The organism is Erwinia phyllosphaerae (assembly GCF_019132875.1).
Lineage (GTDB): Bacteria > Pseudomonadota > Gammaproteobacteria > Enterobacterales > Enterobacteriaceae > Erwinia > Erwinia phyllosphaerae.
The window spans coordinates 78,228-90,956 of the sequence record NZ_JAHSPF010000013.1; the positions used below are offsets into that span (position 1 = coordinate 78,228).

A 12,729-nucleotide genomic window follows, 5' to 3' on the forward strand; every position below is an offset into this window, starting at 1 on the left:
CCCGGCAACATTTATGAACTGGCGGTGTCTGAAAGCCTCAGACATTCATTTCAGCGCTCTCGTCGGCCAGACCGACCAGCGCCTATTTTCACTTAAGGTTTTTAGTATGGTAATGCTCATAACCGGGAACGGATATCAGAGCACGGTAAAAAGCCTGTGGGCAGCAAACCGGGCACGGCTCAGGGAGAATCGAGCGTGAATTACGTGCTGTTGTTTTTGCTTTTGCTGCCGTTCAAGCTGTTAATGAAGCTAAACCATAAAAAGCAGGCCCGTAACCTGGTTATCCAGACGGCAAAAATTGGTGATTTCATTAATATCACTCCGTTACTTACCCATCTTGAACGTAGCGATGCGCTGCTGAGCCGTACCGTTGCGCCGCTGGCGCAGCACGACCAGACGCTGGCAGAAATTTTTTATATCGAAGAACATAAAAACAACACCTTCAGCAAGCTTAAGCTCGCGTTTAAGCTCATGAACCGCTATGAAAACGTTTATCTTCTGCATCCCAACAATACCAATCTGTTCTACGCCGCCTGTTGTAATGCCAGCAACAAACAGTTTCTGTCGATGTACCGCCGCAAATGGTATCAGGGCATTTTTTATCTGACCGCAACCGGCGTGGTCGAACACGACCAGTATTCACTGACGCTGGAAAATTACCTCAAGCTGGCAGACCGCTCGTTAACGAAAGAAAGCTATCCCAAACACGCGACGCTGCCGCTCCTGAAACCCGCTAATACGCCCGAAGAAGTTTTCAGAACGGACAAAATCAAAATCGGCATCAGCATTTCTGCCGGTAACCAGGCAAAAACTATTCCGCCCACCATCTGGAAAGCCCTGTTTGACCGCCTGAGCTCGCTGCCCTGCCTGTTTTATGTTTTTGGCGCACCAAATGAACTTACGCGCCTGCATGAACTCAATAAGGTGACGGGTGAAAGCGATAACATCGTCAATATGATCGGTAAAGTTTCGCTGGAGGGCCTGCCTTACGCCATCAGCCAGATGGATTTTTACGTGGCGTCCGATTCCGGCAATATCTACATTGCCGATTCGCAAAACGTGCCGGTTGTTTTGATTTATGGCCCCTGCTGTGTCGAAGAGCAGCGTCCGCTGGGCGACGTGCTGCTGATTGGGCCTAATCATATCGCGCCTTCCTCGTTCGTTTTTCATGCGCTGTATAAATTCAACCATCCCGTTGAACAGCTTTATGAGCTTGACGACCGTAAGCTCAATGATATTTACGATTTTATTTGCGCGCGCAAGCCGCCATTACAAGAAAAGAAGACCGACTCCTGAGTATGAAGCCGCAAGAAAAACACCCGGCCCTTTTGCTGAGCGCTATTGTCCCGATGTACAACGCCGGAAGCAGTTTCCAGGCTTTCATTGACTCCGCGCTGGCGCAAACGCTGCAATCAATGGAAATCATCATTGTTAATGATGGCTCAACGGATGAATCGGCACAGCTGGCACACCGCTACGCCAGCGAGTATGAGCATGTACACGTTATCGATCAGGCAAACGGCGGCGTATCGCGCGCGCGCAATGCCGGACTGGCAATCGCACGCGGTAAATACGTCACCTTTCCGGACGCCGACGACACGCTGTCACCAGAGATGTACAGCAAGCTGACGGCAATGGCCGAACAGGACGATCTGGACGTGGCGCAGTGTAATGCAGAGCGCGTATTCTGGGGGTCTGGCCATGCAAAAACGCTGATCCCTGAAGACCGATTGCAATCCACTGCCGTGCTGAGCGGCGCCAACTGGCTGCAACAGGCGCTTTCCACCAACCGCTATCTGCACGTGGTCTGGCTGGGCATTTATCGCCGCTCGCTTATCGAAGAGCTGAACCTGCTGTTTGAGCCCGGGCTGCATCATCAGGATATCCCGTGGACCACCGAACTGATGCTGAACGCGCGTCGCGTGCGCTATACCAGCGAGGTGATGTATCGCTATTACGTTCACGACCAGTCTATCAGCAACCGCAAACGTAGCGGGATGGCCAACGTCGAGTACCAGCGCCACTATTTGAAAATTGCCCGCATGCTGGATGAAATTAACCTGCGCTATCGCCATAAGGTGAAAATCGGCCCGGCCGTGTATCGCCAGGTAACGAAAGAGGCGTTGACCGTTTGCCATGCCCTGCGTCGTGAACCGGACGCGGCGGCGCAACAGGCAATGATAGCGGATCTGTTCGCCAGCAAAACGCCAGGGCGAATGATGCGTAATGCCCGCGGCATTAAACAGTGGTATCAGCTGCTGCTCTGGCTGAGCCGGATTTACCGCTGGCGTCAGCGCTGATGCTGAAGCATCCCGGCTTTTCCGCAGTCGGACTTTTTCTTACAATCGGTTCACTTTATGTTGAGATCCCATAAGTATGGCTACTCTCCAGTCGATTCCCGCCAGCTTTGCGCCGCAGAAAATTTTGCTGATCAAGCTGCGCCATCATGGCGATATGCTGCTGACCACGCCGGTTATTGAAGCGCTTCGCCAGCGTTATCCGCAGGCCAGTATTGACGTGCTGCTCTATAAAGAGACGCTGCCGATGCTGCAGGCGCATCCGCATATTCGCCAGCTGCACTTTATCGATCGCAAATGGAAACAGGAAGGGGCGCTGGCGCATATCCGGCATGAAGCGGCGCTACTCGGCACGATTCGCCGTCAGCGCTACGATCTGGTGATTAATCTGGCCGATCAGTGGCGCAGCGCGATCATTACTGGCTTATCCGGCGCGCGGGTCAGAATTGGTTTCGCTTACAACAAGCGCCGCAGCCTCTTCTGGCGTAAAGCACATACCCATCTGGTTTCCACCAGCAACCATAGCCAGCTACATACGGTCGAACAGAACCTGTCTGCGCTACAGCCGCTGGGGATTGCTTCCAGCGGTTTTTCGGCCGCGATGTATTACAGCGACAGCGACTGGCAACATACGCAGGCAGTGCTGACCCAAAACCAGGTTACGCGGCCCTATATCGTTATTCAGCCAACTTCGCGCTGGTTGTTTAAGTGCTGGGAAGATGAAAAGGTCGCCGGCCTGGTGAGCGCACTGGCTTCTGGCGAAACAGACATAGTGTTAACCGCCGCGCCCGATAAGAAAGAGCTGGCGATGATTGAACATATTCTTACGCTCTGTCCCAATAAAGCCGTTTCGCTGGCTGGTAAGCTAACGCTGCCGCAGCTGGCTTCGTTAATCGATCATGCTCGCCTTTTTATCGGCGTCGATTCTGCGCCAATGCATATGGCCGCCGCGTTAAATACGTCCTGTATCGCCCTTTTCGGCCCGACCAAGCTGACGCAATGGCGACCATGGGGAGAAAATAACCGGGTGATCTGGGCAGGAGACTACGCGCCGCTGCCGTCACCGGACAGCATTAATACCGGCACGGAGACGCGCTATCTTTCAGCGATCCCGCTGGATGACGTAGTAAAAGCCGCAAGGAGTTATCTGGATGAATAAAATACGGCTGGCCATAGTGCGGCAGAAATATCGGCCGGACGGCGGCGCTGAACGCTTTATCTCGCGGGCGCTTGAAGCGCTGGACGACGATAGCCTGGAGTTAAATATCATCACCCGCAGCTGGCAGGGCGAGCCAAAGCCGGACTGGCACCTGCATATCTGCAACCCTAAAAAATGGGGAAGGATTTCACGCGAGCGTGGTTTCGCCGTGGCCGCCCGTGAATGCTGGCAGCGGGAAAAATTCGATATCGTGCAAAGCCATGAGCGCATAGCGGGCTGCGATATTTTTCGCGCCGGTGACGGCGTGCATCGCGTCTGGCTGGAGCAAAGAGCGCGCGTTGTTTCCCCGGCGCAGCGGCTGCTAACCAGCCTGAGTCCCTATCATCGCTACGTCATGGCGGCAGAAGAAAAGATGTTTCGCTCGCCAGCGCTGAAGAAAATCATCTGTAACTCGCTGATGGTAAAGAACGACATCATGCGCTGCTTTCAGGTGCCGGAAGAAAAGTTCGCGGTTATCTACAACGCTATTGATGCCCAGCGCTTCAGGCCCGCCACGCTGGAAGAGCGCCAGCAGTCGCGTACGGCATTAAACTTACCCGCTGACGCCAAAGTTTTTATCTACGTCGGTTCCGGTTTTGAACGCAAAGGCTTAAAAGCCTCCGTAACGGCGCTGGCCGCTACCGATGCGCATTTACTGGTTGTTGGTCAGGACAAGCAGCAGTCCCGGTATGTAAACCTGGCTCGCCAGCTGGGATGCGAAAACCGCGTGCATTTTGTCGGCGTTCAGCACAACGTTACTCCTTACTATCACGCGGCTGACGCACTGATGCTGCCGACGCTCTACGATCCTTTTCCAAACGTCATTCTGGAAGCGATGGCGTGTGGGCTGCCGGTTATTACCAGTTTTACCTGCGGCGGAGCGGAATTTATCGTTGATGGCGAGCAGGGCTACGTGTGTGATGCGCTGGACGTTACGGCACTGACCGCCGCCGCTAACGCTATCACAGTCAGAACGCTCGACAGTCGTATGGGCGATGCGGCCCGCGAGCGCGTTCTGCCTTGCTCACCGCAGCGGCTGGCAGGCCAGCTTCATGCGCTATATCAACAAGTGTTGCAGCAGGCCTGAGAAGAAGATGTGAGCACGCGCGACTTATCTGCTAACATGCGGTAATGTTTCTCTTTTCCGGCTTTTTCTGGCGCGAGTCTCTCTGTAATTCGTAAACATTGTGATGACAACAATTTATTCTGTCCTGCTCTACCTTATTCAGCCTCTGATTTGGCTGCGGCTCTGGCTGCGCGGCAGAAAGGCACCGGCCTATCGTCAACGCTGGGCGGAACGCTACGGCTACTGCAAAGACAAAGTCAGGCCGGACGGTATTCTGCTGCACTCCGTTTCCGTCGGCGAGACGCTGGCTGCCGTGCCGCTGGTCAGGGCGCTGCGCCACCGTTATCCTTCCATGCCGATTACCGTCACCACCATGACGCCGACCGGTTCGGAACGCGCGGCCTCGGCCTTCGGTAAAGATGTTCATCACGTTTATCTGCCTTACGATCTGCCCGGCTCCATGAATCGGTTTTTGAACAATGTGAATCCACGTCTGGTGATCATTATGGAAACCGAACTGTGGCCGAACATGATTGCACAGCTTCACGCCCGTAAAATCCCGCTGGTCATCGCCAATGCTCGTCTTTCTGAACGCTCGGCGAAAGGCTACGGCAAGCTGGGCAAATTTATGCAGCGCCTGCTGCAAAAAATCACGCTGATTGCGGCGCAAAACGCAGAAGACGGCGAGCGTTTCGTCAGCCTTGGCCTGAAGCGTTCCCAGCTGACCGTGACCGGCAGCCTGAAGTTTGATATTTCCGTAACGCCGGAGCTGGCCGCACGCGCGGTTGCGTTGCGCCGCCAGTGGGCTTCACGCCGCCAGGTATGGATAGCAACCAGCACGCATGAAGGCGAAGAGAGCATTATTCTGGAAGCGCACCGCAAACTTCTGGCGCGCTTTCCCGATCTGCTGCTTATTCTGGTGCCTCGCCATCCGGAGCGTTTTTCTACCGCGCGCGAGATGACGCAGAAGGCTGGTTTTAGCTTTATCACACGCAGCAGCGGCGAAATCCCTTCGGGCGGTACGCAGGTAGTGATTGGCGATACGATGGGCGAGCTGATGCTGCTGTACGGCATTGCCGATGTGGCATTCGTCGGCGGCAGCCTGGTGGAACGAGGCGGACATAATCCGCTGGAAGCCGCCGCGCATGCAATTCCGGTGCTTATGGGCCCCCATACTTTTAACTTTAAAGATATCTGCGCGAAGCTGCAGCAGGCGGACGGGCTGATTACCGTTACCGATGCCGACTCGCTGGATAAAGAGATCGGCACCCTGCTCACCGATGAAGATTATCGTCTGTACTATGGCCGCCATGCGGTAGACGTTCTGCATCAGAACCAGGGCGCGCTACAGCGTTTGCTACAGTTACTCGAACCTTATCTGCCACAGCGGAATCACTAAATGTCTTCACGTCAGCTTCTGTCGGTTGTACTGATCGCCAAAGATGCGGCCGAACTGCTGCCGGAATGCCTGGAATCCGTGAGCTGGGCCGATGAAATCGTGCTGCTGGATTCCGGCAGCAGCGACGGCACGCCGCAGATTGCTGCCCGGCACGGCGCGAAAGTTTTCCACTCTCACGAGTGGCGCGGTTACGGCAAACAGCGCCAGCTGGCTCAAAGCCATGCCAGTCATCCGATGATTTTGATGATCGATACCGATGAGCGCGTCACGCCCCAGCTGCGCAGCGCTATTGAGGCCGTATTAGAACAGCCTGCCGCTGGCCGTACCGTTTACAGCCTGGGCCGTCGCAATCTGTTTCTGGGGCGTTTTATGCGCCATAGCGGCTGGTATCCCGACAGGGTAACGCGCCTTTACCCGCGCGACTTTACCTATAACGACCATCAGGTACACGAATCGCTGGAAACCCAGGACGCACAGGTAGTGGCGCTGAAAGGCGACCTGCTGCATTTAACCTGCCGCGATTTTTCCGCCTTTCAGTGGAAGCAGTTTGCCTATGCGGAAGCCTGGGCAAAGCAGCGCCATCATCAGGGGAAAAAGTGCAGTATGGCGGCGATTTTTGCCCATACGCTGGGTGCTTTTCTGAAAACGCTGGTGCTGCGCGTCGGGTTTCTGGATGGTAAACAGGGCTGGCTGCTGGCGGTGGTCAACGCGCAGTATACTTTCAATAAATATACGGCGCTGTGGGCGCTGAATCACTCTTCGCACGCTTCCGGTAAGGGCGGTTTATGAGCACAAAAGCGATCTATCCTGGCACCTTTGACCCGCTGACTAACGGCCATCTGGACATTATCACGCGTGCGGCGCGCATGTTTGACCATATCATTCTGGCTATCGCCGCCAGCCCCAGCAAAAAGCCTATGTTTTCGCTGAACGAACGCGTGGCGCTGGCGCAGCAGGTGGTAGCGCATTTGCCCAATGTAGAAGTGACGGGATTTAGCGACCTGATGGCAAACTTTGCGCGCGATCGCCAGGCAAATGTACTGGTGCGCGGCCTGCGGGCGGTTTCCGACTTTGAGTATGAGATGCAGCTGGCGCGGATGAACCGCCATCTGCTGGCGGAGCTTGAAAGCGTGTTCCTGATGCCTTCCGAAAAGTATTCGTTTATCTCTTCCACGCTGGTGAAAGAAGTGGCGCGCCATCAGGGCGACGTCAGCGCTTTTTTGCCAGCGCCCGTCTATAACGCGCTGCTGGCAAAGCTGTCGGACTAGCTATTTCTGGCAGGTTGGGCAGTAAAAAGTACTGCGCTGCGCGTGCTTTGCGCCAACTATTGGCGTAGTGCAAACGCGGCAAGGCTCACCCGCCCGGCCGTAAACCTGCAGTTCCTGAGCAAAATAGCCCGGTTTCCCGTCCGACTGTAGAAAGTCGCGTAGCGTGGTGCCGCCTTGTTCAATGGAGCGCAGTAGCACCGCTTTAATCGTCGCGACCAGCAAAGATGCATCTTCTTTGCTCAGGTCCATCGCTGGGCGATCGGGATGGATCCCGGCCGCAAACAGCGATTCGCTGGCGTAGATATTGCCAACGCCCACCACCAGCTTGTTATCCATCAGCCATGGCTTAACCGGCGTTCGTCTGCCGCGCGACTTCTCAAACAGGTAATCTGCGTTAAACGCTTCACTTAGCGGTTCAGGGCCGAGATGCGCTAACACATTGCTGGCGGTCAGGTCGCTGCTCCATAGCCAGGCGCCAAAGCGACGTGGATCGGTATAGCGCAGCACTTTGCCATTGTTCATCACCAGGTCAACGTGGTCGTGCTTGGCTGGAGGCGTCTCCTCTGACAGCACGCGTAAGCTACCGGACATCCCAAGATGGATAATAATCCAGCCTTCAGGCAGCTCTAACAGCAGATATTTGGCGCGACGCTGGACGCTAAGGACCGGCTGGTCGCTGAGGCTGTGAATTTCATGAGAGACAGGCCAGCGCAGGCGGCCATTGCGTACTACGGCGTGCAGAATAGTGGCGCCGACAAGATGCGGTTCGATACCGCGTCGGCTGGTTTCTACCTCAGGTAACTCCGGCATTCAAACCTCCCGCTGGGAATTTTTCCGTTCTCACAAAAGAAAAAACCCCGCCGAGGCAGGGTTTTTCAGTCGCTAATCTCAATTACTTGATTTTAGCTTCTTTGTAGATCACGTGCTGGCGGACAACAGGATCGAATTTCTTCAGTTCCAGTTTTTCCGGCTTAGTACGCTTGTTCTTCGTGGTGGTATAGAAGTGACCTGTACCAGCAGAAGAAACCAGCTTGATCTTCTCACGAATACCTTTAGCCATGTTTCAGTTCCTTACCTTAGTACTTCTCACCGCGGATACGCAGATCGGCCAGAACCGTCTCAATACCCTTTTTATCAATTACGCGCATGCCTTTGGCAGATACGCGCAGTGTAACGAAGCGCTTTTCGCTCTCAACCCAGAAACGGTGAGAGTGCAGGTTCGGCAGGAAACGGCGTTTCGTCGCGTTCATTGCGTGGGAACGGTTGTTACCCGTCACCGGACGCTTTCCAGTTACCTGGCAGACTCGTGACATGTCAATTCTCCAAAAATCAAATAAGCTCGAGCTTTAAAAATAAGGTCTTGGCCGCCTCGTCAGGCTCTTAGCCCATCCAGGCGAGTTCTATGTGAACCCGCTGAGCAGGCCCAAATGCCAAACCCGAGATTCTCAAAGGTGGCGTAGTATACGCCCTGCAAGGCCGGTGCTCAAGTCCCGAACAGATAAAGATCCCTTTGGATCGTGCAAAATTGCTCCATTTGAACGCAAAAAGTGTTGTCTGCCGGTTAAAAACCACGCGGTTTCCGCGCTTCAGCCGGGTGAGAGCCATCCCTGCTCGGCAAAAGAGACATATTCGCCACGGCCAATCACAATATGGTCCAGTACGCGAATGCTGAAATGCTGGCAGCAGGTGATAACCTGTTGAGTTACATCACGATCGGCCATGCTGGGCGTGGCGATGCCCGAAGGATGGTTATGAGCGAGCACAATTGCCGCCGCGTTATTTTTTAACGCCCTGCGGACAATTTCGCGCGGATGAACCTCAACGCTGGCGATAGCGCCAGCAAACATTTCGCAAGCTTCAATAATCCGGTGCTGACTATCAAAAAAAACCACCATAAAAATTTCACGCTCGCGATGCGCCAGCCTGCTGTGCAGATAATTCACCATATCCGTGGAGCTCTGCACGGCCTGCTTCATTGAATCAGAACAGGTAAAAAAACGTCGTCCAAGCTCGGCTATGGCGTTCAGCTGCGCATATTTTGCTACGCCCACGCCCTTTATCTGCAAAAACGCGTCTTTGTCTGCCGTCATCAGCCGGTAAAGTGAACCAAATTCTTCAATCAGCTGCCTGGCCAGCGCCATTACATGGACGCCGTTTGCCCCGGTGCGGAGAAAAATGGCTAACAGCTCTATATCCGTTAACGCTTCTACCCCTTCCGCCACCAGCTTTTCACGTGGCGGTAGCTTTTTCCATGGCTTCTTCATGTGCTTTCCTCCTTCCGCAACAGACAGAATCATGGCATTATATACAGTAGTTTTCTACGCGGGTAAGGCCGCTCTGCGAGTTCTCTCGCAAAGATGATGCTGCGTTAAAAGTCAGCAAACCGGGAGTGTGGTAAAATGGCGGCATTCCGGCGCCTGCGCGCCCATCTGTCTCAACGGAGCGGATAGCATGACATTAAACGGTAAACGTATAGTTCTGGGCATCAGCGGCGGTATAGCGGCTTACAAAGCGCCAGAGCTGGTAAGACGCCTGCGCGATCGCGGCGCAGAAGTTCGGGTGGCCATGACCGAAGCGGCAAAAGCGTTTATCACGCCGCTGAGCCTGCAGGCCGTCTCGGGTTATCCGGTCAGCGACAGCCTGCTGGACCCGGCGGCGGAAGCGGCAATGGGCCATATTGAACTGGGGAAATGGGCCAATCTGGTTATCCTGGCCCCTGCCACAGCCGACCTTATCGCGCGCGTCACGGCGGGTATGGCTAACGATCTGGTCACTACCATCTGTCTTGCTACCGCTGCCCCCATCGCCGTTGTACCGGCTATGAACCAGCAAATGTACCGGGCTACCGCTACGCAACACAATCTTCAGGTATTACGCGAGCGCGGCCTGATGATTTGGGGACCGGACAGCGGCAGTCAGGCCTGTGGCGACGTAGGGCCAGGACGCATGCTGGATCCGTTAACGATTGTCGACGAAGCGGTTCACTGGGCTTCTTCAGGCAACGATTTGACGCACCTCAACATCATGGTAACCGCTGGTCCAACCCGCGAGTCGCTTGATCCAGTCCGGTTTATCACCAACCACAGCTCGGGTAAAATGGGTTTTGCTATCGCCGCCGCTGCCGCAAAACGCGGTGCCAGCGTCACGCTGGTTGCAGGGCCGGTCGCGTTAGCCACGCCGCCGGGCGTTAACCGTATTGACGTCATCAGCGCGCTGGAAATGGAAGCGGCCGTCATGGCTTCCGCTGCCAGCCAGGACATTTTTATTGCTTCTGCTGCGGTTGGTGACTATCGCGCGGCGGCGTTCTCTGAAGAAAAAATCAAAAAACAGGGCGATGAAATCGTTCTGAAGATGATAAAAAACCCGGACATTGTTGCTGGCGTAGCGGCCATGCAGGAACATCGTCCTTTTGTCGTGGGGTTTGCAGCAGAAACCCGGAATGTGGAAGAATATGCCCGACAAAAAAGGGTACGGAAAAATCTGGATCTGATCTGCGCTAATGATGTTTCTAAAGCCGGGCAAGGATTCAACAGTGAAACCAATGCCCTGCATCTTTTCTGGCAGGAAGGGAACAAAGTCTTACCGCTCAGCGATAAGCAGCTCCTGAGCCAACAATTACTGGACGAAATAGTCAGCCGTTATGAAGAAAAAAATCGACGTTAAGATTTTAGACCCGCGCGTGGGCACCACTTTTCCCCTGCCCGCTTACGCCACCTCGGGTTCCGCTGGTCTCGACCTGCGCGCCTGCCTGGATGAAGCCGTACAGCTGGCTCCCGGCGCGACCACGCTGGTGCCTACCGGTCTGGCTATTCATATTGCCGATCCGCAGCTGGCCGCGGTGATCCTGCCGCGTTCCGGTCTGGGCCATAAACATGGCGTGGTGCTGGGCAATCTGGTGGGCCTGATCGATTCCGATTATCAGGGACAGCTGATGGTTTCCGTGTGGAACCGTGGACAGGACACGTTCAGCATTGAGCCTGGCGAACGTATTGCGCAGATGGTCTTTGTACCGGTTGTGCAGGCTGAATTTAATCTGGTCAACGACTTTGACGCCAGCGTGCGTGGTGAAGGCGGCTTCGGCCACTCAGGCCGTCAGTAATCGCCAGCCTGGCATTCGTGAGCGAGTAACTCCCATATTTTCGCCGTGAGCACGACCGCTCACGGATGTCGCGTGGGCGTTGGCCCGTATAAAGTGATATTTCAGGGGTCTTTCAGGACATGGCAGAGAAAAAGAGTGCGAAAAGGAACCGTCGCGAAGAAATACTGCAGGCTCTGGCGCAAATGCTGGAATCCAGCGACGGAAGCCAGCGGATTACCACGGCCAAACTGGCCGCCAACGTCGGCGTTTCGGAAGCTGCGCTTTATCGGCATTTCCCCAGCAAAACGCGCATGTTTGACAGCCTGATTGAATTTATTGAAGACAGCCTGATTACGCGCATCAATCTGATTTTACAGGATGAAAAGGAAGCGATTCCGCGCCTGCGCCTGATACTCCAGTTGCTTCTGGGTTTTGGTGAGCGTAATCCGGGCTTATCACGCATTCTGACCGGCCATGCCCTGATGTTTGAACAGGATCGCCTGCAGGGAAGAATCAATCAGCTGTTTGAACGTATCGAGGTGCAGCTTAAACAGGTGCTGCGCGAGCAGAAGCTGCGTGATGGTGAAGGTTTCAAAACGGACGAGGCGCTGCTGGCTTCCCAGCTGCTGGCGTTTTCTGAAGGATTGCTGTCGCGTTTTGTCCGTTCCGGGTTCCGCTATCGTCCTACGGCAGAATTTGAAACGCGCTGGCCGCTACTGGCCTGTCAGCTGGTATGAACAACCCGGGCCGCTGTCAGCGGCCCGCTGTTTTTTAAATACCATACTCTTTACGATAGGCGCGGACGGCGGCCAGATGGTCAGCCAGCTCCGGTTTTTCTTCCAGATAGGTAATGAGTTCGTTCAGCGTGATAATGGCAATGACCTTACAGCCGTAGTCACGTTCCACTTCCTGAATAGCCGACTCCTGACCCCGACCGCGCTCCTGGCGATCCAGCGAAATCAGCACGCCAGCCAGCGTTGCCTGATTGGCGGCGATAATTTCCATTGATTCACGAATGGCCGTGCCGGCAGTAATAACGTCATCTACCAGCATAATGCGTCCCTGTAACGGGCTGCCAACCAGCGTACCGCCTTCGCCGTGATCTTTTGCTTCTTTCCGGTTGAAGCAATAAGGCACATCGCGGTCGTGATGATCGGCCAGCGCTACGGCAGTGGTGGTAGCGATAGGAATGCCTTTGTAAGCCGGGCCAAAAACCACATCAAAATCGATACCAGAATCGACCAGCGCCTGGGCATAGAAGCGCCCTAACAACGCCAGATCGCGCCCGGTATTAAACAGACCGGCATTAAAAAAATAAGGGCTTTTCCGCCCTGATTTCAGCGTAAACTCGCCAAATTTCAGCACCTGTTTGTTAATGGCGAATTCGATAAACTGCCGCTGCCAGGCTTTCATGTCTCGTTCC

15 protein-coding genes are annotated in these 12,729 nt (G+C 54.7%); 10 read left to right on the forward strand and 5 right to left on the reverse strand.

Annotation, left to right across the window (positions count from 1 at the left end):
* Window positions 1–195 precede the first annotated feature (195 nt).
* The 7 genes from KUE00_RS19255 (at window position 196) to coaD (ending at window position 7,228) form a co-directional block, all read left to right on the forward strand.
* Entirely contained in the window at window positions 196–1,296 is a 1,101-nt protein-coding gene (locus KUE00_RS19255; protein ID WP_246761717.1) for a glycosyltransferase family 9 protein, read from the forward strand.
* A gap of 2 nt (window positions 1,297–1,298) precedes the next feature.
* Window positions 1,299–2,300, forward strand: a complete 1,002-nt coding sequence (locus KUE00_RS19260; RefSeq protein WP_281434684.1) for a glycosyltransferase — start codon at window positions 1,299–1,301, stop codon at window positions 2,298–2,300.
* A 76-nt stretch (window positions 2,301–2,376) separates the two neighbouring features.
* The gene (rfaQ, locus tag KUE00_RS19265; RefSeq protein ID WP_246761624.1) at window positions 2,377–3,456 is read left to right on the forward strand and encodes a putative lipopolysaccharide heptosyltransferase III; all 1,080 of its coding nucleotides are present in this window, start codon (window positions 2,377–2,379) and stop codon (window positions 3,454–3,456) included.
* Window positions 3,449–4,582 (forward strand): glycosyltransferase family 4 protein, encoded by a 1,134-nt coding sequence (locus KUE00_RS19270; protein WP_246761626.1) that lies wholly within the window; start codon window positions 3,449–3,451, stop codon window positions 4,580–4,582. The genes rfaQ and KUE00_RS19270 overlap by 8 nt, the downstream gene beginning before the upstream one ends.
* Window positions 4,583–4,685: 103 nt before the next feature.
* Window positions 4,686–5,960, forward strand: a complete 1,275-nt coding sequence (gene waaA, locus KUE00_RS19275) for a lipid IV(A) 3-deoxy-D-manno-octulosonic acid transferase (RefSeq protein WP_246761628.1) — start codon at window positions 4,686–4,688, stop codon at window positions 5,958–5,960.
* Window positions 5,961–6,749, forward strand: coding sequence for a glycosyltransferase family 2 protein (locus tag KUE00_RS19280; protein WP_246761630.1), 789 nt, complete (start codon window positions 5,961–5,963; stop codon window positions 6,747–6,749).
* Complete coding sequence (coaD, locus tag KUE00_RS19285; RefSeq protein WP_246761632.1) at window positions 6,746–7,228, forward strand: pantetheine-phosphate adenylyltransferase; 483 nt, start codon at window positions 6,746–6,748, stop codon at window positions 7,226–7,228. Before KUE00_RS19280 ends, coaD begins: the two co-directional genes overlap by 4 nt.
* On the opposite strand, the gene mutM is transcribed toward coaD, so the two are convergent.
* From mutM to radC, 4 genes are all read right to left on the reverse strand, one after another.
* Complete coding sequence (gene mutM / locus KUE00_RS19290; protein ID WP_246761634.1) at window positions 7,229–8,038, reverse strand: bifunctional DNA-formamidopyrimidine glycosylase/DNA-(apurinic or apyrimidinic site) lyase; 810 nt, start codon at window positions 8,036–8,038, stop codon at window positions 7,229–7,231.
* Between the two features lie 82 nt (window positions 8,039–8,120).
* Entirely contained in the window at window positions 8,121–8,288 is a 168-nt protein-coding gene (gene rpmG, locus KUE00_RS19295; RefSeq protein ID WP_001051798.1) for a 50S ribosomal protein L33, read from the reverse strand.
* Window positions 8,289–8,304: 16 nt separating this feature from the next.
* Window positions 8,305–8,541: a 50S ribosomal protein L28 gene (gene rpmB / locus KUE00_RS19300; protein ID WP_246761637.1), complete on the reverse strand. Its 237-nt coding sequence runs from the start codon at window positions 8,539–8,541 to the stop codon at window positions 8,305–8,307.
* A 273-nt stretch (window positions 8,542–8,814) separates the two neighbouring features.
* A complete protein-coding gene (radC, locus tag KUE00_RS19305; RefSeq protein WP_246761638.1) occupies window positions 8,815–9,492 on the reverse strand; it encodes a RadC family protein in 678 nt (225 codons plus the stop codon).
* Between the two features lie 187 nt (window positions 9,493–9,679).
* On the opposite strand from radC, the gene coaBC reads away from it, so the two are divergent.
* From coaBC to slmA, 3 genes are all read left to right on the forward strand, one after another.
* Complete coding sequence (coaBC, locus tag KUE00_RS19310; RefSeq protein WP_246761640.1) at window positions 9,680–10,891, forward strand: bifunctional phosphopantothenoylcysteine decarboxylase/phosphopantothenate--cysteine ligase CoaBC; 1,212 nt, start codon at window positions 9,680–9,682, stop codon at window positions 10,889–10,891.
* Window positions 10,869–11,327: a dUTP diphosphatase gene (gene dut, locus KUE00_RS19315; protein ID WP_246761642.1), complete on the forward strand. Its 459-nt coding sequence runs from the start codon at window positions 10,869–10,871 to the stop codon at window positions 11,325–11,327. Before coaBC ends, dut begins: the two co-directional genes overlap by 23 nt.
* 119 nt (window positions 11,328–11,446) lie before the next feature.
* Window positions 11,447–12,043 (forward strand): nucleoid occlusion factor SlmA, encoded by a 597-nt coding sequence (gene slmA, locus KUE00_RS19320; protein WP_246761644.1) that lies wholly within the window; start codon window positions 11,447–11,449, stop codon window positions 12,041–12,043.
* Window positions 12,044–12,077: 34 nt separating this feature from the next.
* On the opposite strand, the gene pyrE is transcribed toward slmA, so the two are convergent.
* Entirely contained in the window at window positions 12,078–12,719 is a 642-nt protein-coding gene (gene pyrE, locus KUE00_RS19325; protein ID WP_246761646.1) for an orotate phosphoribosyltransferase, read from the reverse strand.
* Window positions 12,720–12,729 lie beyond the last annotated feature (10 nt).